The 25,499-nt window shown below is 53.2% G+C and carries 23 protein-coding genes; 9 read left to right on the top strand and 14 right to left on the bottom strand.

All coding sequences use genetic code 11. The annotated features are described in order from the left end of the window. The first annotated feature begins 60 nt into the window (after positions 1-60). Together rne and SHEW_RS08265 are read left to right on the top strand one after the other, a co-directional pair. Positions 61-3,447: a ribonuclease E gene (gene rne, locus SHEW_RS08270; protein ID WP_011865392.1), complete on the top strand. Its 3,387-nt coding sequence runs from the start codon at positions 61-63 to the stop codon at positions 3,445-3,447. Positions 3,448-3,574: 127 nt separating this feature from the next. Further along, positions 3,575-5,134, top strand: coding sequence for a SulP family inorganic anion transporter (locus SHEW_RS08265; RefSeq protein WP_011865391.1), 1,560 nt, complete (start codon positions 3,575-3,577; stop codon positions 5,132-5,134). A gap of 67 nt (positions 5,135-5,201) precedes the next feature. On the opposite strand, the gene SHEW_RS08260 is transcribed toward SHEW_RS08265, so the two are convergent. Continuing rightward, complete coding sequence (locus SHEW_RS08260; protein WP_011865390.1) at positions 5,202-6,119, bottom strand: bifunctional methionine sulfoxide reductase B/A protein; 918 nt, start codon at positions 6,117-6,119, stop codon at positions 5,202-5,204. A gap of 291 nt (positions 6,120-6,410) precedes the next feature. Here SHEW_RS08260 and SHEW_RS08255 point away from each other — a divergent pair, with 291 nt between their 5' ends. Together SHEW_RS08255 and ylqF are read left to right on the top strand one after the other, a co-directional pair. Further along, on the top strand, positions 6,411-7,250 hold the full coding sequence (locus SHEW_RS08255) for an isopenicillin N synthase family dioxygenase (protein WP_011865389.1): 840 nt from the start codon (positions 6,411-6,413) through the stop codon (positions 7,248-7,250). A gap of 108 nt (positions 7,251-7,358) precedes the next feature. Further along, complete coding sequence (ylqF, locus tag SHEW_RS08250) at positions 7,359-8,300, top strand: ribosome biogenesis GTPase YlqF (RefSeq protein ID WP_011865388.1); 942 nt, start codon at positions 7,359-7,361, stop codon at positions 8,298-8,300. 170 nt (positions 8,301-8,470) lie between these two features. On the opposite strand, the gene SHEW_RS08245 is transcribed toward ylqF, so the two are convergent. Next, positions 8,471-8,935, bottom strand: a complete 465-nt coding sequence (locus SHEW_RS08245; protein ID WP_011865387.1) for a low molecular weight protein-tyrosine-phosphatase — start codon at positions 8,933-8,935, stop codon at positions 8,471-8,473. Positions 8,936-8,964: 29 nt separating this feature from the next. After that, positions 8,965-9,777, bottom strand: coding sequence for a DNA ligase (locus tag SHEW_RS08240; protein ID WP_011865386.1), 813 nt, complete (start codon positions 9,775-9,777; stop codon positions 8,965-8,967). A gap of 361 nt (positions 9,778-10,138) precedes the next feature. Here SHEW_RS08240 and SHEW_RS08235 point away from each other — a divergent pair, with 361 nt between their 5' ends. Beyond that, a complete protein-coding gene (locus SHEW_RS08235) occupies positions 10,139-10,510 on the top strand; it encodes a diacylglycerol kinase (protein WP_011865385.1) in 372 nt (123 codons plus the stop codon). Between the two features lie 333 nt (positions 10,511-10,843). Continuing rightward, entirely contained in the window at positions 10,844-11,632 is a 789-nt protein-coding gene (locus SHEW_RS08230) for a DUF481 domain-containing protein (RefSeq protein ID WP_150100033.1), read from the top strand. A gap of 115 nt (positions 11,633-11,747) precedes the next feature. Here the strand turns inward: SHEW_RS08230 and SHEW_RS08225 are convergent, their stop codons facing one another. Then, positions 11,748-12,974, bottom strand: coding sequence for a spore maturation protein (locus SHEW_RS08225; protein ID WP_011865383.1), 1,227 nt, complete (start codon positions 12,972-12,974; stop codon positions 11,748-11,750). Between the two features lie 88 nt (positions 12,975-13,062). On the opposite strand from SHEW_RS08225, the gene rsmF reads away from it, so the two are divergent. Next, complete coding sequence (gene rsmF, locus SHEW_RS08220; protein WP_011865382.1) at positions 13,063-14,523, top strand: 16S rRNA (cytosine(1407)-C(5))-methyltransferase RsmF; 1,461 nt, start codon at positions 13,063-13,065, stop codon at positions 14,521-14,523. A gap of 351 nt (positions 14,524-14,874) precedes the next feature. Here the strand turns inward: rsmF and SHEW_RS08215 are convergent, their stop codons facing one another. The 9 genes from SHEW_RS08215 to apbC are packed head-to-tail and all read right to left on the bottom strand — an operon-like array spanning position 14,875 to position 21,811. After that, positions 14,875-15,663, bottom strand: coding sequence for a TatD family hydrolase (locus tag SHEW_RS08215; RefSeq protein ID WP_011865381.1), 789 nt, complete (start codon positions 15,661-15,663; stop codon positions 14,875-14,877). 44 nt (positions 15,664-15,707) lie between these two features. Further along, entirely contained in the window at positions 15,708-16,034 is a 327-nt protein-coding gene (locus SHEW_RS08210; RefSeq protein WP_011865380.1) for a PilZ domain-containing protein, read from the bottom strand. Positions 16,035-16,040: 6 nt separating this feature from the next. Continuing rightward, positions 16,041-16,955: a DNA polymerase III subunit delta' gene (gene holB / locus SHEW_RS08205; protein ID WP_011865379.1), complete on the bottom strand. Its 915-nt coding sequence runs from the start codon at positions 16,953-16,955 to the stop codon at positions 16,041-16,043. Between the two features lie 17 nt (positions 16,956-16,972). Beyond that, positions 16,973-17,605 (bottom strand): dTMP kinase, encoded by a 633-nt coding sequence (tmk, locus tag SHEW_RS08200; protein ID WP_011865378.1) that lies wholly within the window; start codon positions 17,603-17,605, stop codon positions 16,973-16,975. Then, positions 17,602-18,609: an endolytic transglycosylase MltG gene (gene mltG, locus SHEW_RS08195; RefSeq protein ID WP_011865377.1), complete on the bottom strand. Its 1,008-nt coding sequence runs from the start codon at positions 18,607-18,609 to the stop codon at positions 17,602-17,604. Before mltG ends, tmk begins: the two co-directional genes overlap by 4 nt. Further along, positions 18,606-19,442 carry an aminodeoxychorismate lyase gene (gene pabC, locus SHEW_RS08190; RefSeq protein WP_223294778.1) on the bottom strand — a complete coding sequence of 279 codons (837 nt, stop codon included), beginning with the start codon at positions 19,440-19,442 and terminating at the stop codon, positions 18,606-18,608. Before pabC ends, mltG begins: the two co-directional genes overlap by 4 nt. Beyond that, positions 19,439-20,023 carry a dCTP deaminase gene (dcd, locus tag SHEW_RS08185; RefSeq protein ID WP_011865375.1) on the bottom strand — a complete coding sequence of 195 codons (585 nt, stop codon included), beginning with the start codon at positions 20,021-20,023 and terminating at the stop codon, positions 19,439-19,441. Before dcd ends, pabC begins: the two co-directional genes overlap by 4 nt. Positions 20,024-20,050: 27 nt before the next feature. Further along, positions 20,051-20,686, bottom strand: a complete 636-nt coding sequence (gene udk / locus SHEW_RS08180; protein ID WP_011865374.1) for a uridine kinase — start codon at positions 20,684-20,686, stop codon at positions 20,051-20,053. Positions 20,687-20,698: 12 nt separating this feature from the next. Beyond that, on the bottom strand, positions 20,699-21,811 hold the full coding sequence (gene apbC / locus SHEW_RS08175) for an iron-sulfur cluster carrier protein ApbC (RefSeq protein WP_011865373.1): 1,113 nt from the start codon (positions 21,809-21,811) through the stop codon (positions 20,699-20,701). A 159-nt stretch (positions 21,812-21,970) separates the two neighbouring features. Here apbC and metG point away from each other — a divergent pair, with 159 nt between their 5' ends. Then, positions 21,971-23,992, top strand: coding sequence for a methionine--tRNA ligase (gene metG, locus SHEW_RS08170; RefSeq protein WP_011865372.1), 2,022 nt, complete (start codon positions 21,971-21,973; stop codon positions 23,990-23,992). Between the two features lie 103 nt (positions 23,993-24,095). On the opposite strand, the gene SHEW_RS08165 is transcribed toward metG, so the two are convergent. After that, the gene (locus tag SHEW_RS08165; RefSeq protein ID WP_011865371.1) at positions 24,096-24,848 is read right to left on the bottom strand and encodes a Nif3-like dinuclear metal center hexameric protein; all 753 of its coding nucleotides are present in this window, start codon (positions 24,846-24,848) and stop codon (positions 24,096-24,098) included. A gap of 210 nt (positions 24,849-25,058) precedes the next feature. Here SHEW_RS08165 and SHEW_RS08160 point away from each other — a divergent pair, with 210 nt between their 5' ends. Further along, on the top strand, positions 25,059-25,418 hold the full coding sequence (locus SHEW_RS08160; protein ID WP_011865370.1) for a hypothetical protein: 360 nt from the start codon (positions 25,059-25,061) through the stop codon (positions 25,416-25,418). Positions 25,419-25,499: the final 81 nt, after the last annotated feature.

Here is a 25,499-nt window from a genome sequence, read left to right as displayed (position 1 = left end):
CCGTAATGCATCGACAACAGCTACGTTTGATGACCTTATTTTAAGAAGAAATACGTCATCATGAAACGGATGTTAATTAATGCGACTCAGTCTGAAGAGTTGCGCGTTGCCCTCGTTGATGGGCAACAACTGTACGATCTCGACATTGAGAGTCCTGGTCACGAGCAGAAGAAAGCCAACATCTACAAGGGTAAAATCACCCGCGTAGAACCCTCTCTCGAAGCGGCTTTCGTCGACTATGGCGCCGAGCGTCATGGTTTCCTTCCCCTCAAAGAAATTGCACGCGAATACTTCCCTAAAGGTTACTCTTTCCAAGGCCGTCCTAACATCAAAGAGGTGGTTAAAGAGGGTCAGGAAGTTATAGTACAGATTGATAAAGAAGAGCGTGGCAACAAGGGCGCGGCCCTGACCACCTTCATCAGTCTAGCAGGCTCTTACCTGGTGCTGATGCCAAACAACCCTCGCGCCGGCGGTATCTCTCGCCGAATCGAAGGTGATGAGCGTACCGAGCTAAAAGCGGCCATGTCAGAGCTGGAAGTGCCGCAAGGCATGGGGCTTATCGTGCGCACCGCCGGTGTAGGTAAAGACGCAGCCGAGCTGAAATGGGACCTTAAGGTTCTCCAGCACCACTGGGCTGCCATCGAAGAAGCGGCGCAAAACCGCCCCGCACCTTTCCTGATCCATCAGGAAAGTAACGTTATCGTACGTGCCATCCGCGACTACCTGCGCCGCGACGTGGGCGAAGTCCTGATCGACCATCAGCGTATCTATGAACAGGCTAAGCAACACGTGGCTTTGGTGCGTCCAGACTTTGTCGATCGTATCAAGCGCTACGAGGCGGAAGTACCGCTGTTTACCCATTTCCAGATTGAAACTCAGATCGAATCGGCCTTCCAGCGTGAAGTGCGTCTTCCTTCTGGTGGTTCTATCGTTATCGATCCAACCGAAGCATTGACCTCAATCGATATCAACTCGGCCCGTGCGACTAAGGGCGGCGATATCGAAGAAACTGCGCTCAATACCAACCTTGAAGCGGCCGACGAGATTGCTCGTCAGCTGCGTCTGCGAGACTTGGGCGGCCTGGTGGTTATCGATTTCATCGACATGACACCGGTCAGACACCAACGCGAAGTCGAAAACAGAATGCGCGACGCCGTGCATCACGACAGAGCCCGTGTCCAACTAGGACGCATCTCTCGCTTCGGTCTGATGGAAATGTCGCGTCAGCGTCTGCGTCCGTCACTGGAAGAGTCTGCCGCGCACCTGTGTCCACGCTGTCATGGCCAAGGCACCATTCGTGGTACCGAATCACTGGCGCTCTCTATCCTGCGTCTGATGGAAGAGGAAGCGATCAAAGAGAACACCTCTCAGATTGAAGCGATCGTCCCTGTCGATGTCGCCGCCTTCCTGCTCAACGAAAAGCGTAAAGCCATTCGTATCACAGAGCAGCGTCATGATGTCGAAGTCTACGTGATCCCAGATCCAAACATGACGACACCTGACTACCGTGTGACCCGTCACCGCAAAGACGATCAGATCAGCGAGTCAAGCTACAAGCTGCTCGAGCAGCCTGAGTCTAAGCTCTACGAGCCGCGCAAACTAGAGCGCGCCGCATCACCTGAGCCAGCACTGAAAGGCTTCTCGACGCCGGTTAAGGATGCGCCAACCCAGGCGGCTCCCGCACCAGCCAAGCCAGCTGAAAAGGCTCAAGAGCCAGGTTTGATCGCCAAGCTATTTGCCGCCATCGGCAAGCTGTTTGGTGGTGAGCCAGAGCAGCCAAAGGAAGAGGTCAAGAAAGAGCAGCCTCGTCGCAACGCGCAGAACCGTAACAGTCGTCGCAACAACCGTCGCAACGATACACGTAAGAGCCGCGACGAAGGCAAAGAGACAGACAACAAACGCAGCCGCAGTGCCAAGCCTGATGACGCGGATAGCCGCAGTGCGAAGAGCCGTAACGAGAAACGCCAAAAGCGTGACCGTGACGACAAGCCACAGAGTCAGAGCAAAGACACTGAAAGCCAAGCGCAGCAACCAAAACAAGAAGCCGCTCGCGAGCGTCGTCAACGCCGCAACATGCGCCGTAAGGTCCGCGTGCAGTCAGAGCAGCAGCTCGCCGATGAGGCCGCACTCGCCATCGAAGTTGCCGAGAAGGCCAACGACGAGCAGGTACAAGTGCCAGCTGCAGAAGCCACTGCAGACGATAAGCCACAGCGTCAGAAGCGTCAGCCACGTAAGAGCAAGCCTAAGCAGGATAAAGCCGACAAGCTAGAGGAAGAGACTCAAGCCGAGCAAGTCGCCGATGAAGACACTGCCAGCGAGCAGCCAGCTGTCGAGACTCAAGCCGCAAACGAGCCTAAAGATACCGAAGTGACAACACAAGTCGAAGCGCATGCAGACGAAGCTCAAGCTGAAGAGGCTAGTGCTCAACCACAAGAGGGCGAGTCAGAAGGCAAACGCGAGCCAAGAGAAGGCCAACGTCGTAGTCGTCGTAGCCCACGTCATCTGCGCGCCGCCGGTCAACGTCGTCGCCGCGATGAAGAAGGCAATGGTGAAGTTAACAATGGCGAGCCCGCCTTCATTCCAAATGAGGTGGAAACTGCGCCTCTGCTGGGTGAGCAGCTAGAGCAAGAAGGCAGCGTTGTTGAAGCCGTTAGCGAAGTACAGGCAACTGCGACCGAGCAAGAAGCGGTAAAACAAGAGGCTGACGAAGTAACTACAGTCGCTGAAACGACTGTCACCGAAACGACTGTCACCGAAACCACAGTCGCTGAGGAAGCACCTGCTAAAGCGGCCGCCGAAGAAGCTTCTCAAGAAGAGAGCAAGCCTAAGCCAAGACGTCGTGCACCTAAGGCCAAAGTCGCTTCTGAAGAGGAAACCTCTGTAGAAGAAGCTCAGCAGAGCCTACCACTGGCAGGCGAGGCGAAAGCCAGTCTGAAAGAGGAAGTTCAGGCGGAGCTGGATCTAACCAGCACACCTGAAGAGGTTAAGGCCAGCCAAGAAGCGGCCCCTCAAGCAGAAGACGTCGCTGCGCAGGCCGAAGAGCCAGCAGCAGTAGAAACTGCGCCAGTCGAGACGCCTGAAGTCGAAACTGAAGCTAAGACTGAAGCGCCTGCTGCCAAAGAGAGCAGCGCCGCATCAGCCCCTATGGCAAAGCCTGCAGCCGTACCAGCCCCAACCGCTAAGGTGAAACCTGCAGCTAAAGTTGAGGCAACGCCAGCAGAGGATAAGCCAGAAGAGACGGCTAGCGACGAGGCTGAGAAGCCTGCGCCTAAGGCCACCAGCCGCTTCGGTTCCATGGTGAGTTCTACCATGACCAAACCTGAGGTAGAAGCCAGGGCGCTCGTCGACACCCCATCGGGACGTCAATATGAAGCCACGGCAAAAGAAGCGTCGGCCGAGCCAGTGAAACGCGGTAACAGCGCAAACTCGGAAATGGCACGTCCCTAAGGTATACTAAGCCTTAAGTCAAAAAAGCCATGCAATAATGCATGGCTTTTTATTTTATTGGCGCCACTATTTTGCTAGTATGCGCGACCGAAAATCACTCAACTAACATATTAATAACAGAGGCTAAATGTTCGATCTTATTCGTCACAAAACCAGCAGCCACAGAGCAGACCTGTTGTCGGGACTCACGGTTGCCTTGGCATTGGTCCCCGAAGCCGTTGCTTTTGCTTTCGTCGCCGGTGTCGAGCCTATGGTCGGCCTATACGCCGCCTTCATCATGGGACTGGTCACCGCCCTTATCGGCGGTCGTCCCGGCATGATCTCTGGCGCCACGGGTGCCATGGCGGTTGTCATGGTGGCACTGGTAAGCGAACATGGGGTGCAATACCTCTTTGCGGCGGTCGTGCTGGCTGGCCTGATACAGGTGACTTGTGGCCTGTTTAAGCTGGGAAAATTTATCCGTATCGTGCCCTATCCGGTAATGATAGGCTTCGTGAACGGTCTGGCCATAGTGATTTTTCTGGCCCAACTTGGCCAGTTTAAGGTCCCCGACGCTAACGGTGTGTTAACCTGGCTGCCACAGGATCAATTGATCCTCATGCTGGGTCTAGTGGCCCTCACCATGGCGATCATCCACTTCCTGCCTAAGCTCACCACGGCGTTTCCATCGTCGCTGGCGGCGATACTGACTGTGACCGCCATCGTGGTCTACTTCGAACTCGATACCCGCAACGTACTGGATTTCTTGAAGTCCATGTCTGGTGACGAGCATGCAACTATAGCCGGTAACCTGCCGAGCTTCGCCATTCCCTCAGTGCCCTTTAACCTGGAGACGCTGTCGATCATCCTGCCCTACTCCTTTATCTTGGCGGCCGTTGGTCTTATCGAATCACTGCTGACCCTGACGGTGATCGATGAGATGACCAGCACCCGAGGCAAAGGCAACAAGGAATGTGTCGGCCAAGGCATAGGCAACATCACCAGTGGCTTCTTCGGCGCCATGGGTGGCTGTGCCATGATTGGACAGTCGATGATCAACATCAACTCGGGTGGACGCGGCAGACTCTCGGGGATCACGGCGGCCATCGCCCTGCTCACCTTTATCCTGTTCGGCTCGGCGCTGATCGAGATGATCCCGCTAGCCGCGCTTGTGGGTGTGATGTTCATGGTGGTACTGGGCACATTCGAGTGGGCAAGCTTCAAGGTGATGCGTAAGGTGCCTAAGCATGATGCCTTCGTTATAGTGCTGGTGACTGTGGTGACAGTGTTTACCGATCTCGCCTTTGCGGTATTTGTCGGCGTTATTGTCTCAGCGCTGGTCTTTGCCTGGGAGCACGCCAAACATATCAACGTCGATGTGAGCGAAGATGCCAACGGCTGGAAAGTTTATAAGCTCAACGGCCCGCTGTTTTTTGGTTCGGTCGCCGAGTTCTTAGAGCTGTTCCACGCCAAGACAGATCCACAAGATGTGATTGTCGATTTCCAAAACTCTCGCGTGTGCGATCACTCAGCCCTCGAAGCCATAGACACCCTGGCCGAGCGCTATGTGAGTGCGGGTAAACGACTGCATCTACGTCACCTCAGCCATGACTGTAAAAAGCTGTTGCATAAGGCGGGCGACTTGGTAGAGGTCAACCTGATAGAAGATCCCCACTATAAGGTGGCCGACGACAAACTCGATTCTTAAGGCATCCAGCTCCAAATAAGCTGGCTAAACCTTGGCAACAAAAAAGGCGCATGATGCGCCTTTTTTATTATCCGCCGCCCGACTTGAGCCGCTCCTTAAACAGGGCTTTTATCTTATCCACCTTGGGCTTGACCACCATCTGACAGTAGGGCTGCTGCCGGTTATGCTCGAAGTAGGCATCGTGATAAGGCTCGGCGGGATAGAAGTTATCCAGCGCCACCAGCTCTGTAACTATGGGCTTATCGAAGATGTTCGCCTCGGTCAGCCTGGATATCATCTGACTTGCGGCCCTAATCTGCTCATCGTCATGGGCAAAGATCACCGAGCGATACTGAGTACCGACATCATTACCCTGCCGATTAAGCGTAGTGGGATCATGGCTCTGCCAGAAGACCTCCAGCAGCTCTTCAAAGCTGATGATATGACTGTCGAACTCTATCTGTACCACCTCGGCATGGCCCGTATCCCCGGCGCAGACGGCGCGGTAGTTAGCGCTGGAAGCATCCCCCCCCGCATAGCCAGACTTCACCGCTATCACGCCTCTGAGCTGACTAAATACCGCCTCGAGACACCAGAAACAGCCACCGCCAATGGTCGCCCAGCGAATATGACTGTCATCGCTCTGCTGCGTCGCTTCACCTTTGAATACCATGGAGACAGAGTTTACGCAGTGGCGTAAATTTTTGTCTGTCAGGTATTCTCCCTCAAACACATGGCCTAAATGCGCGCCGCACTGAGCGCACACTATCTCCACCCTATGCCCATCGGCATCAGGCAAGCGTTTGATCGCCCCCGGGATCTCATCATCGAACGCAGGCCAGCCACAATGGGCGTTAAACTTATGCTCGGACAGATAGAGAGGCGCATCACAGCGCTTACAGTGATAGACACCAGGCGCATCATGCTGGTTATACTCGCCACTAAAGGGGCGCTCGGTCCCCTTGCTCTCAATCACATACCGCTCAAATTCCGTTAGTTCACGCATAGTTAAAGACTCTTGCACTCCTGTACCGCTAATACGACCCTTAGGGTCAATAAGATCACACTACTCACAATAGCAGATAAAAGACCTAGTAAATAGGTAGGTTATTACATGATTATATCAATTATCGGCTGTTTATTAGCTAGCCTATGATTTTAATGATGAAAATATTAGTGGTGATCTAGCCTCTTCTTATGGCCAAACAATGAAAACGTGATTTTTATCACACCCAATTGCTCAAAGGCGATCCCAGGGGTACACTGCCTGCGGGGTTCAATAACAAGAAAACAAAATATGAAATTAGAAACAATAGATTACCGTGCTCAGGACAGCGCCCAGCGCTTCGTTGAGTCCTTGCGTGAAACTGGATTTGGCGTACTCTCAAATCACCCAATCGACAAGGCCTTAGTAGATACCATCTATGAAGAGTGGCAAGCCTTCTTCAATAGCGATGAGAAACATGACTACCTATTTAAGCCAGAAACCCACGACGGTTTCTTCCCGGCCGATGTTTCTGAAACCGCTAAGGGTCATACGGTTAAAGACATTAAAGAGTATTACCATGTTTACCCATGGGGCCGTATCCCCGATTCCCTCAGGGAAAACATTCTGCGCTATTACCAGGAAGCTAATGCATTGGCAGAAGAGCTGTTAGGTTGGGTGGAAGCTCATACACCGGCAGAAGTGGCGGTCAATTACTCTATCGCCCTGCCTAAGATGATCGAGAACAGCCACAAGACGCTGCTGCGTATCCTTCACTATCCACCGATGTCGGGTGACGAAGAGCTAGGCGCCATTCGCGCCGCGGCTCACGAAGATATCAACCTGCTTACCGTGTTGCCGGCCGCTAACGAGCCCGGCCTGCAGGTAAAAGCCAAATCGGGCGAATGGTTAGACGTACCGAGCGATTTCGGTAACCTGATCATCAACATAGGTGACATGCTCCAAGAAGCATCGGGCGGCTACTTCCCATCGACGACCCACAGGGTGGTCAACCCAGAAGGCGCCGACAAAACACGCTCGCGCATCTCCCTGCCCCTCTTCCTACATCCTAAGCCAGAGGTGGTCCTGTCAGAGCGTTACACCGCCGACAGCTATCTGATGGAGCGTCTGAGAGAATTAGGCGTTATCTAACCTCCTCGACTAAGATAAAAAGCGCCTCAGGGCGCTTTTTATTTATGATTTTTAAGCCATATCAAGGTAAAATCCCTCCCCAAATTTGCACAGAGACAGAGTACAGAGATGGCAATTCAGTGGTTTCCAGGCCATATGCACAAGGCGCGCAAAGAGATAGCAGAGGTGATGCCTCAGGTCGATCTAGTGATCGAGGTACTCGACGCCCGTATCCCTTACAGCAGCGAAAACCCTATGGTCACCAGTTTGCGCGGTAACAGACCCTGTATCAAACTGCTCAACAAGTCAGATCTGGCCGATCCCGAGATCACCCAACGCTGGATTGACTATCTGGAGCAAGAGCAAGGGGTAAAGGCGATGGCCATCACCACCTTGCAGGCTGCCCAGGTGCGTAAGGTCCCCGAACTCTGCCGTAAGCTGGTGCCTAGTCGCGACAAGATAGAGAAAGATATCCGCACCATGATCATGGGGATCCCTAACGTAGGTAAATCAACCATTATCAATACCTTGGCAGGAAGAGTCATCGCCAAAACGGGTAATGAGCCTGCGGTGACCAAGACCCAGCAGCGTATCAATCTGAAAAATGGCATAGTGCTGTCAGACACCCCGGGCATTCTCTGGCCTAAAGTAGACAACGAGGCCAGCGGCTATCGCCTGGCGGTGACCGGCGCCATCAAAGATACGGCTATGGAATATGAAGATGTGGCCATGTTCGCCGCCGAATACTTCCTCAAGGCCTATCCCGATGCCATGCTTGAGCGTTATAAGCTTAAAGAATTACCCAATGACGATATCGGCCTGCTCGAAGCGATCGGCCGTAAGCGCGGCGCGCTGAGACCGGGTGGCAGAATCGATCTGCACAAAGCTTCTGAACTCCTGTTGCATGAGTTCCGCTCGGGTAAGATAGGCCAGTTGTCACTGGAGACTCCAGAGATGGCCGAGGCAGAGAAAGCGGAAGTGGCTCGCATCCTGGCCGAGAAAGAGGCCGAGAAACAGGCCAAAATAGAGGCCGAGCGCCTGAAACGTTCCGGCGTTCGTCATAACGACTAAGCTGTCTGATTGAAATACTGACATTACACCGCTTGCAAGGAGATGCACTTCGGACTATTCCAATAGGCGTCAGTTGTAAGCGGTTTTGCCTTCTATAGCCTTACCTTATAAGGCCCCACTTGGCTAACTCTGCTTAATTTAGCTCTACTCATTAACCCTGCTGATTTTAATTACTTAGCAATCTGTGACAGCAGCCCTTCACAGCTCTGTTGCAGTAAGTCCAATACCTGCTCGAAGCCATCATCGCCGCCATAGTAAGGGTCTGGCACCTCCTGCTCTCCCTCCTCAAGAAAAGAGAGCATCAGCGCCAACTTATACTGATGGTGAGCCGGGCAGCGCGCACGCAGATCGCGAAGATTTGCCTTATCGGCCGCCAGGATAAGATCGAAACGCTCAAAATCTTCATCTGTCACGCCTCTGGCGCGAATGCCGCTGAAATCGAGTCCGCGGCGCTCGCCTGCCAAGCGGGCCCGTCTGTCTGGGCCCTCCCCCTCGTGATAGGCAGAGGTGCCCGCCGAATCGCAGCCGATAGACAAGCCGCGCTCGCTGAGCAGCCCCCTAAACACAGCCTCGGCCGTCGGTGAGCGGCAGATATTGCCGAGACAGACAAATAGGACAGAGTTAACCTTAGACATAGCCTTCCTTTCTTACTTAATTAGCGTTCTTACAAGGGCTCCCGTACCCGCATAAAGCTGGCAAATCTGGGCACACCATTGTGGGTGAGGCCATAATACTTGTAGGTAACCGTGCTGCCAATGGCCGGAGGATGCCGGCGCTGCTCATCGCTGAATCCTGTGCCTAACTTAAAACGTATGCCTTCATTTGTTTCGACCTCTAGGGCGCCCATCATTCCTCTATACTTGCCCTTCCCCTCGAAGTAAGCGATAACCTTGGCCTCTGCATCTTGATAGCGTTTGAGTTTTACCAGGTCACCGTTACGCCCTGCGTGATAGTGTGCAGCCTGGTGATGCAGCATAAGCCCTTCGGCGCCTTGAGCCACCCACTCATCCAAGGCGGCGTTCAGCGCCTGACTGTCTTGAATTCGCCACTGAGGGATGATCTGCAGGAAAGGCGACAAATTTGCGTAGCGTTTAACGGCGAGGGCATAGCGCTCAGCAAAGGGACTATCAATGGTGGGATAATCGAAGACCATAAATTGAACGGCGCGCCAACGCTCAGGGTCGGCATCTTTATCACGCACCAGGGCTGAGATCGCCTCAAACTGCTGGCGAGCAATCCACAGTTCGCCATCTAAGGGCTCCGTCGGAAAGCCCTTGGTAAACCAAGCTGGGAGCCTAATAACCTGCCCCGAGCGGGTTAGCATACGTTCTCCCGTCCAGCGGCCTCTGACGCCATCGAACTTTTCGCTCACCAGATACTCTGATATAGGTCGGTCGGCCTCGAGACTCCCGGCCAACTGTATGCCCGGGAGTCGTTGTGCTGGCTCAAGCGGTTCTGATTTTAGCTGTTCTGGCATCAACTGATTTGCCTCAACAGTTAATGCCTTGGGCGGCTCAGCTGGCTTATACGACTCGATTAACTCGGGCGACTCGGCGGCCATCGCTGCAGGCGATAGCCAACTCAGGAGTAAAGCAATACTCCCAATAACCATAGGGCGACTAGAACACAACATAGCTCCTCCTTGAGCAACTGAATGATAGCTAAGCGTTAAGTTTAGCCCAAAGCCCCTCATGCAGATGTTATGGAGGTAACTAGAGTGTTATACTAGCGCCCAATTTGTAACTCGCCAGCCTGCATCAGAGAAAGGCAGGCTGAAACAGTAGAACGACACAAACAAAATCAACACTGACAAAATCGAACAAACGAAATGGACACCTATGAAACCGGAAAATAACCACGGCATTAAACGTATCTTCAGAGCGACAGGTTTCTCTATGCAAGGCCTTAAGCTTGCTTGGCAATCTGAGGCAGCCTTTCGCCAAGAGTTGATCTTGGTTCTCTTCATGCTGCCTGTCGCACTACTGGTAGATGTGCATATGGTTGAACGCATCCTGCTCATCATGACACTGATGATAGTCTTGATCGTCGAGTTGCTTAACTCGGCCATCGAGGCGGTGGTCGACCGTATCGGTCACGAAATCCATCCCCTAAGCGGACAGGCAAAAGATATCGCCTCAGCGGCTGTCTTTATCGCCCTGGCCCTGTGTGGTATCACCTGGCTACTGATCCTCTGGCCACTGGTTTTCTAACCCGCTGCCAGCTTGAATACCAGGCTCTCGATACACTATCGGGAGCCTTTTTATTTCTGTAATCCAGCTCCCAATATCAACAAAAACGCCGCAACCTTGACATTTTTTGATACAAATCATTCACAATTTTAAATATCCTGCTAGAATGATAACGTAGTAAAAAAGTCTTACTAAATAAATCAATAACTTATAATAATTATTAGTTGATAGAGGTTGTAGTTAGTGATTAAGTCGGTCGCCATATTTAGCTTGGGTCTCTTTAGCTCTTCGGTTTTCGCCGCTGGAGCTGCCAATTCCTATTCGGTGTCGGCACCGGTAGAACCCAGCGAGATCATGCTAAAACTCGGCGGTTTCTACTCCAACTCTAACTCCAGCATGGATGTCACCAACCCGGTTCAGGGTAATAATTTCAGGCTTGATTTCGAAGAAGACTTGGCATTGGAAGAATCGCAGTTTCTGCCATTTTTCGAGGCCAGCTACCACTTCAATTCGCGTCACAGCATCTATTTCGACTGGAAACAGCTGCACCGCAACGCCGAAGTACAGAAACTTACCATACCGTTTCAAGTCACCCTAGACGATCAGGTTTACGATATTCAATCCGGCGGTCGTCTGGAGACCACCCTCAATATCGACATCGCCCGCCTCGGCTATGGTTATAACTTCTATCAGGGGAATAACTTCAATCTTGGCCTGTCCCTGGGCGTACACACCATGTTTATCAAGACAGCGTTTGACGGTGACATAGGTGTCTGTGCCAAAGGTGAGACGCTACAACAATGCGCGCAGACCGCCACACCAAGATTTGTCGATGAAGAGGTCACGGCGCCACTGCCGGACGTTGGCCTGTATGGCGACTATGAGTTCAGCCCAGGCTTCAAGTTCAACGCTCACGCACAGTATTTCTACATCAAGCTCGATGATATCAAGGGCAGCCTGGTCGATATCCGCGCCGGTGTCGAAGCTGAGATCACCAAGAACTGGCACATGTCAGCCGCCTTTAACTACTACAAGGTCGACGTTGACTTTAAACACAGTGTCTCAGATCAGCTTAACGTGGCAGACTATAACCTGTATTACAGCTTTATCGGCCCTATGCTGTCGGTAAGCTACCGCTTCTAAGCTTCACAATATCTTCCATTGAAGGCCGTTAGGAGATCCCCCCTAGCGGCCTACTTGCGTCACTAATTCCCGCTTGGCAATTTCGACCGCCAGCTCAGCATTCTGTTTACGTCACTCAACCATAAAACTGATAACAGACCCAGATCGCGGCGCAGATCCCGGCAAAGTCCGCGCTTAAGCCGCACACCAGAGCATGACGACCATTACGTATTCCCACGGCGCCGAAGTAGACCGCCAGCACATAGAAGGTGGTCTCGGTGCTCCCCTGCACCACGGCCGCTAAGCGACCGGCAAAGGAGTCGACCCCATAATGCTGCATCGTCTCCAGCATCATGGCGCGGGCGCCCGAACCGCTGAAGGGCTTCATCAAGGCGGTTGGCAAGGCATCGACAAACCGGGTATCCCCCCCGACCAGATTCACCAGGGCGGCGATAACCCCTAGCAGATAGTCGAGCGCGCCCGAGGCGCGTAGCAAGGCGATGGCCAGTAGCATGGCAAGCAGATAAGGGATCAGCTGCACCGCCTGCGTAAAGCCCTCCTTGGCGCCGCCGACAAACTCATCATAAACGGCCACCTTACGCAATCCTGCCACCAGAATGAAGCTGAAGATCAGCAGCACTAAGATGCCGTTGCCAAGCGCCGTCGAAAACTCACCTATGGCAGAAACGGTTAAAGTGCCCAGATAAAATACTAGGGCAGATACCGCCGCCAGCATCAAGGCCGCATATCCCAGCAAAACACTATTGAGCAGTGAGATACGCTGATAGATGGCCACCACTAATACACCCACCAGAGTCGAGGCCGTGGTCGCCAGCAAGATAGGCAGAAAGATATCCGCCGGCGACTCGGCGCCTTGCTGGGCGCGGTAGAGAAAGACGGTGACTGGCACTAAGGTGACCGAAGAGGTGTTGAGCACCAAAAAAAGGATCTGCGCATTGGTAGCCACACTCTTCACCGGATTCAGGCTCTGCAGATCCTGCATCGCCTTGAGCCCTAGCGGCGTAGCAGCGTTATCTAACCCCAGCACATTGGCGGTCAAATTCATGGTAACGCTGCCAAAGGCGGGGTGTCCCCTGGGCACCTCTGGCATCAAACGGCTGAGTAAAGGCTCAAACAGACGGGCAAAGAGGCCCACCACACCCGCCTTCTCTCCCACTCGCATCAAGCCCATCCATAGGGAAAGCACGCCTATCAGCCCCAAAGCAATTTCGGCGGCCAACTTGGCACTGGCAAACAGGGCATCGACCACGGCAGAGAGGATCTGCCACTGCCCCTGAAACAGACTGATGGCGATTGCGACTAAGGCGGTGACAAAAAAGGCAAACCAAACGCGATTTAACACCCGAGACTCCTTTCACCCCAAGCTTTGCTCAAGGCCCGATAATGGATGTGATATACTGGCGACTAACGATATCTCTATTCTGTTACCTATGGTTCAACTAAATCAAAATTTTATCAATAGCATAGCGAAAGATATGCCGGATCATCTCTCGATGGATGAATTTATCAGCTATTGCGCCAAGCCTTTACGTCCCTCCATCAGGGTCAACACCCTCAAGATAACGACTGCTGACTTTATCACCATGATGAATGCCAAAGGTTGGCAATTTGAACCTGTGCCCTGGTGCGAGGACGGCTTCTGGGTCAAGGTGGATGACTCGGTGCAGCTGGGTAACACGGTAGAGCATATACAGGGGCTGTTTTATATTCAGGAGGCCAGCTCCATGCTGCCGCCTAAGGCACTGTTTCCCGAGCCGATAGAAGATGCGACCTCCCTCACCCTGCTGGATATGGCCTCGGCGCCGGGGTCTAAGACCACTCAGCTTGCCGCCATGATGAACAACCAAGGCTTGTTGGTCGCCAACGAATACTCCTCCAGCCGGGTCAAGGTGCTACACGCCAACGTGCAGCGCATGGGCGCCAGTAATCTCGCCCTCACGCACTTCGATGCCAGAGTGTTTGGCAAGTATCTGTTCGAGAGCTTCGATGCCATACTGCTCGACGCCCCCTGCGGCGGTGAAGGCACGGTGCGCAAAGACCCAGACGCCCTCAAACATTGGGACGAGAGTGAGATAGAGGCTATTGCCAGCGTACAACGCGACCTGATCGAGTCGGCCTTTCTGGCGTTAAAGCCCGGCGGCAGCCTGGTTTATTCCACCTGTACCCTCAATCGCCGCGAAAATCAGGACGTCTGTTTGCACCTCAAGGCCACCTATGGCGATGCGGTGCAGTTTGAATCCCTTGCCGGACTCTTCCCCGGCGCCGAGAAGGCCAGTACCAGTGAAGGCTTCCTCCATGTCTGGCCACAGATCTTCGACAGCGAAGGCTTCTTCATCGCCAAGCTAACCAAGATCGCCGCCGTGCCACGAAACAGCGAGGAGCCACGCAAGCAGAAGAACTTTCCTTTTACCCCAATCGACAAGAAGTCTCGCCAGGCCCTCTGCGACTACTTCGATACCAGCTTCGGCATCAAACTCGATGGTCAGGGGATTTTGATGCAAAGAGACGATGAGTTTTGGCTGTTTCCGACTAATGTCGACCCGCTCATCGGTAAGATCCGTTTTCAGCGGATCGGTCTCAAGCTGGCCGACGCCCTGAAGAAAGGCTTTAAGCCTAGACACGAGGCCGTAATGGCGCTGGCCGACAGGTTACGAGGGATCCCCCTTGATGAGGCTCAGGCGATTCAATACCTGATGGGGCGTGATATCGCCTTAACCAGCAAAGAGAAGCCACAAGGCGAGCGGTTGGTCAGCTACCAAGGCGCCCACTTAGGCCTGGTGAAACATCTGGGCAATAAGCTGAAGAACAGCCTGCCCAGAGACCTGGTGCGGGATAAAATCTGCTCTTCTTCGGCGATGGCAGTAGATCAGCAAGCTACTGGCGAAGACTAAAGCAAAAGCCACTGAATTAACGTCAGTGGGCACGTATTAACATTTTGTTACATTTTAATCTGAGATTTGCCTAGACGAGTCCGGCAGTGAGGTGGAGTTTGACTACACTAAAAGCCTGAGATGAAATTCGAGGCAATCTCAAACAGTAGCGCACGGCTCTGCAAAGAGCCATTCCCCTAGACCCAGAACAATTGGAATAGTTTTGGGTCTTTTTTTATCTACTTATCTTGGCTTGTTGGATAAGCCTATTCTTCGCAGCTTTTCTTAAACGCTGTGCTCAGCAACACTTCTCAATGCCGCCAAATATGCTAAATATGCCAAGTTCGCTGAATCTATATCACTCAACAGTCACTAGGCTTTCACTAACTTAGCCGCGTCTTTGAACAGCCTGAAGAAGTTATCGCCGGAATACTCTGCCAGTTCTTCATACTTCTCGCCGCGCAGCTCAGCTACAAACTCCGCCACATCCCGAACAAACGCAGGTTGGTTCTCTTCGCCGCGATGAGGCACGGGCGCAAGATACGGCGCATCGGTTTCCACCAGGAGTCTGTCCTTTGGCACCTTGCGGATCACAGAGCGCAGCTCACCGGCATTCTTAAAGGTCACTATGCCAGAGACTGAGATATAGAAGCCCAGATCGATGGCGGCCTTGGCCATCTCCCAATTCTCGGTGAAGCAGTGCAGCACACCGCCCACCTTGTCCGCGTTACCTGCTTTCAACATGGCGATGGTATCTTCACGGGCATCACGGGTGTGGACGATCAACGGCTTATCTACCTCGACCGCCAGGGCGATCTGCTGCTCGAAACATTGCTGTTGTAGCGTCTTGGTCTCGCCCGAATAGTAATAATCCAGGCCTGTCTCACCGATGGCGACCACCTTAGGATCTTGCAGATAGCTTTGCAGCTGCGCCGTATCCAGCCCCTCCTGCACATCCAGCGGATGTACGCCCGCCGACAGGAACACCTGGTCGAAGGCTGCCATTTTCGCCTGCATAGAGGCAAAACCTTGCTGGCGCACATTGACGCACAGGAAATACTCCACGCCGCGCTCCTTGGCTTGAGTCAGCAAGGTCTTCAATGAATCTTGATCGGGCGCCGCCTTAAGGCGATCGAGATGGCAATGGGAATCGATAAGCACGCAAAAATCCTAAGTCACTACAAAAGGAGCCAAAGGATAGCTATCTACATGGTACAGGTCAAATCGCCTGAGGCGAGTTCGCGGGAAAGTAGGTTTTCGATATGATGTTTGTGGGTCTGGGCGTCGGTGATTATCTTCACCCCAATCCCCGCCGGTCGGCCACCGGATGCGCCCAGAGGATTGATCCACACCACCAGGCCCTGAAACTCATGACGCACGGTTGAGCCCGGTAGTTGATAGGCGATGGTAAGTTCCTGCCCTAAATAATGGCTTTCGGTAGTCGCCACAAACAGGCCCGCGGGCTGTATGAAGGGCATGTAGGCTCTATATAGCTGATGTAATGTATCAAAATTAACCACGAGATCGACCATATTATTTTAACTTGTTGTTAGCGACTGATACTCTAAGATAAACGCCTGAAAAACGGCCATAAAATTCACATTAGGCATCATACTCAGGCTATGATACGTCTCCATAACCTTGGCTGCAAATTTTGTTATCTTGATGTTAATTAATGCATCAGCATTTTTCTGCTTCACCAGTTTTTGTCGCAGGACAACATACAAAACCTTAAGTGCATCAGAAACTTGCTTTTCATCTATATTAGTTAAGTTAGCACACAGGTGCCCAGACGACAAACTTTGCACCCAGGCTTTTCTGAGGCCGATCAAGGCTTCGTAGCGACCATCATTTAAGGCGGTGAGCAGATCGACAGGGCCGCCGACAACCGGCAGACACCAGGTCACATCACTCGTTAGGCTAAACTGCGCCGCCAGCCACTCCTGCACCGCCTCACGGCTCGGCAGCTGGCAATGCAGGCGCTGACAACGACTGCTTATGGTAGCCATCAAACGACTGGGGGTATCACTCTGGAGCAACAAGAGGGTCTCTCTGCCCGGCTCTTCCAAAGTCTTCAACAGGGCGTTGGCCGCCGCGGTGTTGAGTCGCTCACAGTTTTTAATCACAGCGACCCGTCTGCCCCCTTGCTGGGCAGTGGCGGTCAACTTCTGACACAGCTCCCTGACTTGATCTACCTTGATCTGATTGCCGTCGGCCTCCAGCTGATAGCAATCAGGATGGTTACCGGCGATAAACAACTGACAGCTCTTACACACACCGCAGGCGCCAATGGCCCTCGGCGCCATACACAGGCTGGCCTGAGCCAAGGTATTGGCTAGTTGCATGCCGCCATAGCCTTGGTGGATCCCCAACAGATAGGCGTGGCCCTGCTGGCCAGATATCAGCTGGCTACAGAAAGCCTCACAAACCGGGGTTAACCAAGGTAGATCCATCAAAGACTCCCCAACTGTCATGACCAGTCTTGTCGTTGCAACACGGCCAAGATCTCTTTATGCACCTGCGCCATCGTCTGGCTGGCATCGATCACTACGATAGACTCGTCGCGCGCCGCCAGCTGCAAATAAGTTGCCCTGGCTCGCTCGAAGAAACTCAGCGCCTGCTGCTCGATTCTATCCAGGGCGCCCCTGTCTCTGGCGCGTTGCAAGCCAAGCTGAGGATCGATATCCAAGTATAGGGTCAGATCGGGTTTAAAATCTTTCAGGGTGGCCTGACTCACCGCCTCGACCAGCGGCATGAGTTGACGCCCCCCCCCTTGATAAGCCAGAGATGAGAGATTGTGACGGTCACCCAGCACCCAGTTACCCTGAGCCAAAGCCGGCTTTATCACGTTGGCCACCAGCTGCGCCCTGGCGGCATAGATGAGCAAACACTCTGACTCATCACACAGGGGATCATTAGGGTCGGCAATCTTCACCAGATCCCTAATGCGCTCTGCCAGTGGCGTGCCGCCTGGTTCACGGGTGCACACGGGCGGTACGCCGTTATGTTTCTCGATAAAATCTCTCACCAGGGCGATGGCACTCGACTTGCCAGCCCCTTCTAATCCTTCGATAACGATAAATTTCGCGCTGTTTTGCTTCATCGATTTCTCTGATACTTGTCTACAGCACGGTTGTGCTCGGTTAATGTTTTAGAAAATATATGGCTGCCGTCATTCTTCGACACGAAGTAGAGGTAGTCGACATCGGCCGGACGCGCCGCCGCCATCAGGGATGCCCCGCTCGGCGCGGCTATGGGCGTCGGCGTCAGGCCATGAATACGATAGGTGTTGTAGGGCGTCTGCTCGCGCAAGTCTTTGCGGGTAATATTGCCCTGGTAACGCTCCCCCATGCCGTAGATCACAGTAGGATCTGTCTGTAGACGCATCCCCTTACGCAATCTATTGGTAAAGACCGCCGAGATCCAGGGACGCTCGCTGGCCTTACCCGTCTCTTTTTCGATAATCGATGCCATGGTCAGCAGCTCATAGGGACTCTTTAGCGGTATGCTCTGGTCGCGCTCCTGCCAGGCCCTGTCTAGCTCCTGCTGCATCTTCTGATAGCTCTGCTGCAGAATCACCTTAACCGAGTCGCCATTGCCATAATGGTAGGTGTCGGGATAGAACTTCCCCTCGGGCAGCTTAGACTTATCGCCATTGTCCTCAAGCACCTCCAGGAAGGCGCCCTCCTTCCACTTCAGGCGCGGTAATTGCTTGAGCTGCTCGCGCCACTCTTTGATGCTCTGCCCTTCGACCAGGGTCACGGTGAAGACCATCTCCTTTCCCTGACGCAACTTTTCGAGCAGCTCGACCACAGTGTCATTGGGAGAAATTTGATACAGACCGCTGCGGATCTTGGCAAGCTCGGGGCGCAGCTTAACCAGCAGCTTAAGCTTCCAAAGCTCGTCCACGGCACCTGTTTGTGCCAAGGTGTTCGCCATCTGTGAAAAGGAGGTACCACGCGCCACCTCAAACTCGACGGGGGCTTCTAGCTTAAGCGGCATCTGGCCATAACTCACCACGCTCTGATAGACCCAATACAGGCCAATCGCGCTCAAGGTTAATAAGCTAAAGAGTGCGATGAGCACGCATTTGATCAGTTTTTTCATAATATTATTTTTAGATCGTGTAGCAATTGGGTTAGCAGAGGGCTATGGCCGAATGAGTGCTTTGCGATGCCATTCACCGGCACAGCGCCAAACAGGCTGTTGCTGGCCAGAACATGGTCAAAATGCTTGAGCTCTTCGGATGATACGCGGCGCACCTCGAGAGTAAACCCGGCCTCGACAAACCAGAGCAACAACTGCTCGCGCATCACACCAGCCACCCCGGCCTGATCCAGACTCGGCGTAACTATGGTGCGGCCCTTTATAAAGAAGAGGTTGGCCATGGAGGCCTCGATAATGTTGCCAGCCGTGTCGCAGACCAGCCAATCATCGAATCCGTCATCTAACTTGTGTGTGCGGATCAACACCTGCTCGAGACGATTAAGGTGTTTCATGCCCGCCAGCAGCGGCTGCTGGCCGAGCGTCACCGGACTTAGTTGCAACTTGATGCCAGCAGCTTGCCACTGACGGTAATGCGCGGGGATCTCATGTAGCGACAACACACAGGTCGGTGCGGGCGTTTGCGGCGGCATATAACCGCGTCCGCCAGTGCCGCGGCTTACGAGTAACTTGAGGCAATAATCTTGGGAAAACTGTTTGGCCCCCTGCTCACAGGCCTTTGCTATTTGCTCGCTCAGCACAGCAGCATCTGGCAGCGGGAAGCCAAGGCGATGAGCCCCTTGGGCCAAACGAAGCAGGTGACTCTCGATGAAGAGTACCTCAGCGCCTCGACAGCGCATGGTGGCAAACAGGCCATCGCCGTAGGCCAGTCCCCTGTCGGACGCCGAAACACTTGCTGCTTGTTCACCATATACCCAGATAGTCTGCGACATCATTTGTCCTGACTGATCCGGCTGGCAACGGCTTCTTGCTGATCCCTGTATTTAGCGCTCTTGCGCTTATTGTAGGGGCGCGCCACGGGCGAGCTTAGGCGCTCGAAGTTGAGGGCGCCTATGGTCATCATAGGCTTCAAGGCCAGGGGAAGCTTGCCGCTGTTGAAGAACTCAAGCACTATCTTTCCCTGCCAACCGGGATCGATGCGATGGGCCGTGACATGCACCATGAGCCCTAACCGTGCCAAAGAAGAACGGCCATCCAACCAGCCGACGATATCGGCGGGCAGGGTCAGACTCTCATGGGTAACAGCCAGTGCGAGCTCGCCGGGATGAAGGAAAAAGGCTTCCCCTTCGGGGATCACTATCTTATCGCTCATCACGCGATCTAGGGCCTCCTGCACCTCGCTGCTGGGGCCGCTTAGATCGATATAGGGGGCCGTATGGTCTTGAAATACGCGGAACTGATTACCGAGTTTCACATCGACACTGACGCCACTGATGGCCTCAGCATCGGGACGGGGATCGATGACAATACTCCCCTCCTCTAAACATGCTGCTATCTCTAAATCCGTTAAACGCATCCCAGCCTAACTCCCCATATCAAGCGATTATTTTGCTAAAAGGTGTTGAATTCTAGCCTTTAATATATCGGTTGCGATGCGGTTTTTACCACCACGCGGCACGATAATATCGGCATATTGCTTAGAAGGATCGATAAATTGCAGGAACATTGGACGCACTGTCTGAGTGTACTGCTGCATCACAGACTCCATGGTACGGCCACGCTCGGCCACATCGCGGGTCAGGCGGCGCATGAAACAGATGTCCAGTGGCGTGTCCATGAAGACGCTGGCATCCATCTGCTCGCGCAGGTTAGGATCTGTCAGTAGCAAGATCCCCTCGAGGATGATCACCTTCTTAGGTGTCATGGTCACTGTCTCGGCCATACGGGTATGCTCGGTATAGCTGTATTGAGGGATCTCCACCGCCTCGCCATTTTTCAGGGCGCTAAGGTGTTCACACAGCAGCTGATGATCCAGCGCCTTTGGGTGATCGTAATTGGTTAGGACACGCTGGTCCATCGACAGATGGCCCTGATCCTTATAGTAGGCATCCTCGGCGATAACCCCTATCTGATCTGTGCCCAGATCACGGCATAGCTCCTCGAAAATCGTCTTCGCGATTAGGCTCTTACCCGATGCCGATGCCCCTGCGATACCAATTATGACACATTGCGAATTCATGCTTTGTAAACCTTACTCATCATCTGAAATTGAAATAGATACGACACTCTGTGTCTGGCTCAGGGCAAGTTGTGCCCCCACCTTTCTGGCGATCTCCTTATACAACAAGGCCACCTGGCTCTCGCCATCCGCCACCACGGTCGGCGTGCCTTTATCCACATCCTCGCGGATATTCAGTTGCAGCGGTAGCTGCCCCAAAAGCGGTACATTGTAACGTGCTGCCATCTTAAGGCCGCCATCTTCACCGAAGAGATGCTCCTTATGACCACAGTCGCTACAGATATGGAAACTCATGTTCTCGACAATACCCAGCACAGGAATATTCACCTTCTGGAACATGCTGATCCCCTTCTTGGCATCGGCTAGGGCGATATCTTGCGGGGTGGTGACCACCACGGCGCCGCTTACCGGCACCTTCTGCGATAGGGTAAGCTGAATGTCGCCTGTGCCTGGTGGCATATCGATCACCAGATAATCCAGCTCGGGCCATAGCGTCTCATTAAGCAGCTGCGCCAATGCACCGGCCGCCATAGGGCCGCGCCATACGGCGGCCTCATCACCGCTGACGATAAAGCCGATAGACTGAGCGGCTATACCATGGGCCTCGGCGGCAGTCATCATCTTGCCGTCCGGTGAGACAGGGTTAAAGTTTGGCACGCCCAGCATGAGCGGAATCGAGGGGCCATAGATATCGGCATCGAGAATCCCCACCTTGGCGCCTTCTGCCGCTAATGCTAGCGCCAGGTTAACCGAGGTGGTCGACTTACCCACGCCGCCCTTACCCGAAGCAACGGCAATTACCTGTTTGACGTTTGGCAGCGGCTCGACCGCACCGGCCGAAATCACCGCAGGCTGGAAATCGATTTCGCACTCGACTTCATCGATGGCATCAAGCAGCGCCAGCTTATTGGTGATCGCCATGACGGTATCGCGATACTGGCTCTGACAGGGGTAGGGATAACACAGCCCCAGCTGCAATCGCTTGCCTTCAATATCCAGCTTGGTCACGCAACCTGCGCTCACCAGACCTTGCATTAAATAGGGGTCTTGATGGGCATCTAAAATAGCCAAAACCGGACCGAGCAGATCATCGCTGAGATGATAATTCTGAGACGCTGAAGACAAAACGACTACCTCCAAAAATAAATTTGGCTAAGTGTATCAGAAAAACTCCTCATATTCGGATAGATTTAGTTCACTTAAAGCAGCTTTTGATGAAACTTTAGCGATGATCGGTTAGTATCTATGCCATTCTTTTTGGGCACTTACTGATTTAGAGACAAGATGGCAACTTCACAACGTAAAATTCTCGTGACCAGCGCACTTCCGTACGCCAATGGCCCCATTCATTTAGGTCACATGCTTGAATATATTCAAACCGATATCTGGGCGCGTTTTCAAAAGCTACGCGGCCACGAATGTCACTATATCTGTGCAGACGATGCCCACGGCACGCCCATCATGCTTAAGGCGCAGCAGCTCAGCATGGCGCCAGAGGAGATGATCGCTCAGGTACAGAAAGAGCATCAGCAGGATTTTGCCGACTTTAATATTCAGTTCGATAATTTCCACAGCACCCACAGCGACGAAAACCGTGAGCTGGCGAGCGAGATCTACCTCAAACTTCGCGATGGCGGCTATATCAAGTCAAAGACCATCTCTCAGCTGTTCGATCCTGAAAAGTCTATGTTCCTGCCGGATCGCTTCGTTAAGGGCACCTGCCCCAAGTGTAAGTCTGTGGATCAATATGGCGACAACTGTGACAGCTGCGGCGCGACCTACAGCCCAACGGATCTAATCGATCCTAAATCGGCAGTATCGGGTGCCACACCTGTGATGAAGGAGACTGAGCACTTCTTCTTCGACCTACCCGCCTTCGAAGATATGTTGAAAGAGTGGACCCGTTCAGGTTCGCTACAACAAGAGATGGCCAACAAGCTGGGCGAGTGGTTCGAACAGGGCCTGCAGCAGTGGGACATTACCCGTGATGCGCCTTACTTCGGCTTCGAGATCCCTGATGCACCGGGTAAATTCTTCTACGTCTGGCTAGATGCGCCTATCGGCTACATGGGCTCGTTCAAGAACCTGTGCAACAAGCGCAGCGACCTTAACTTCGACGAGTTCTGGGCAAAAGACTCAACCGCCGAGGTATACCACTTCATCGGTAAAGATATCGTCTACTTCCACAGCCTGTTCTGGCCTGCCATGCTAGAAGGCGCGGGATTCCGTAAGCCAAACAGCGTCTACGCCCACGGCTATGTGACGGTGAACGGCGCCAAGATGTCAAAGTCTAAAGGCACCTTCATCAAGGCCAGAACCTATCTGGATAACTTAAATCCTGAGTACCTGCGTTACTACTATGCGGCTAAGCTCAGCAGCCGTATCGACGATCTCGACCTTAACCTGGAAGACTTCGCCCAGCGCGTCAACTCAGATCTCGTGGGTAAGCTGGTTAACCTCGCCTCTCGCACCGCAGGCTTTATCAGCAAGCGTTTCGACGGCAAGCTGGCCAAGGTTGCCGACGCTAGCCTGACTGAAACTTTCCTCGCCAAGGCAGATGCCATCGCCGAGTTTTACGAGACCCGTGAATTTGGTAAGGCGATGCGTGAGATCATGGCCCTCGCCGATATCGCCAACGCCTTTGTCGCCGATGCGGCCCCATGGCAGCTGGTGAAAGAGGAAGATAAGCAAGAGGAAGCCCACCAGGTATGTAGCAACGCGCTGAACCTGTTCCGCATCCTGGTGACCTACCTCAAGCCTGTGCTGCCAAAACTGGCCCAGGATGTGGAGGCCTTCCTACAACTTGAGCTGACCTGGGATGACCTGGCAAAAGATCTCAGCGGTCACGAAATCGCGCCGTTCAAGGCACTGATGCAACGTGTCGAGATGAAGAACATCGAAGCCATTATCGAAGCCTCGACCGAGAACCTGCAGGTAGCCGAGGCGCCTAAGAGCCAGCTGGATCTCGATCCTATCAGCGAAGAGATCAGCTTCGACGACTTCGCCAAGTTAGATCTGCGTATCGCCCGTATCGCCAAGGCGGAACATGTGCCTGATGCCAACAAGCTGCTTAAGCTGCAGCTGGACCTAGGTGGCGAGACTAAGCAGGTGTTTGCCGGCATCAAGTCTGCCTATGCCCCAGAAGATCTGGAAGGCAAGCTGACCGTAATGGTCGCTAACCTGGCACCGCGTAAGATGCGTTTCGGCATGTCTGAAGGCATGGTGCTTGCGGCCGGTCCTGGTAAAAAAGATCTGTGGATCCTGGAGCCACATGAAGGTGCCCAACCTGGCATGCGCGTGAAATAAGTCGCTTTGTTCGGGACTCAACCGAGAAGACACAAAAAAGGCCGCTAACTAGCGGCCTTTTCTTTTAGAAACTCGACTTGAGTCAGCTTTAACAATCGATTCGTTACACCGGATTGTCGATATCCACAAAATGGTGAGTCAAACCAAACTCATTGGCCAGGTGCTCGCCCAATGCCTTGATACCGAATCTTTCCGTGGCGTGATGACCCGCGGCAAAGTAGTGAATATCCTGCTCGACCGCGCTATGGAAGGTACGCTCAGACACCTCGCCACTGATAAAGGCATCGACGCCCAAATCTACGGCGATATCTATGTAGTCTTGCGCCCCGCCGCTACACCAGGCCAGGCGATGAATCGGCTTATCGCTCTCTCCCAGGTGCAAGGCCTGACGGCCAAGAACACTCGCAAGATGTTCGGCAAACGCACTCGGCGCCATAGGCTCATCGAGACGCCCCTGCCACACCAGCCCCTGGGCAACCCCCTCCACCGACTCGGCATCTATGATCCCAAGCTCTCTAGCCAACTCGGCGTTGTTCCCCAGCATAGGATGACCGTCGAGCGGCAGATGATAACCATAGAGGTTGATATCATTATTGATCAATGACTTGATGCGACGATACTTCATCCCGGTGATGGTCTCAGGCTCACCCTTCCAGAAGAAGCCATGATGCACCAGCAAGGCATCGGCGTTTAGCTCAACCGCCTTGTCGATCAATGCCTGACAGGCGGTCACTCCGGTGACAATCGTCTTAATTCGCTCCTTGCCCTCGACCTGTAACCCATTGGGGGCATAATCCTTGTAGCTGCCTACCTGCAGAAATTCCGTGAGGTATCGAGTCAATGCTGTGCGATTCATCTAAGCTCCTCATATGAATCAAATAACTTTGGCCGTTCCAGCGCTCAAAGGCTGAAAAATGACCGTGGCGATAGCGCCTAGTTTAGCCATATCTGGGCCTCAGTTCATAGAAATACGTTGAATTTCTGTGAAAATTGGACAATTCAGGCGTTTCAGCTATAAAATTAGGCCAAACCTTCAATTACACATTAAAAGAAATAGGTTAATACTATGTCAAAGTTGACCAAAGAAGAGGTGATCAGCACACTCGAGGCTGCATTGAGCAAGGCGCAGGGTAAGAGCGTTACCATCGAGCAGAAAGGAAGCTGGTACAAGATCGATGGTGGTAAGTCTCTTCGTTTTAGTGATTTAGAAGCTATGTTGGCTGAACAAGGTGAGCAAGCTCCTGCAGCTAAGGCTCCTGCAAAAGCGGAAAAACCTAAGGCAGCGCCTAAGAAAGCCGCACCTGCGAAAGCAGCCAAGCCTAAGGCAGATGCGAAAGCCAGCAAATCAACCTCTGGTGGCATGACACCGAAAGAGCTTTGGCGTGCAAAGCTGGCGGGTAAAGGACAACTTCCTCGCGGCTTCTAAACAAGCCACTTATCGTTATAAGAACGTATCGTCATAAAAAAAGGAGCCCCATGGCTCCTTTTTTGTTGAATGCTTTTATAC

Source organism: Shewanella loihica PV-4 (assembly GCF_000016065.1).
Classification (GTDB): domain Bacteria; phylum Pseudomonadota; class Gammaproteobacteria; order Enterobacterales; family Shewanellaceae; genus Shewanella; species Shewanella loihica.
The sequence above is the reverse complement of the archived record's forward strand: the minus strand, read 5'-3'. Positions and strand labels throughout refer to the sequence as shown.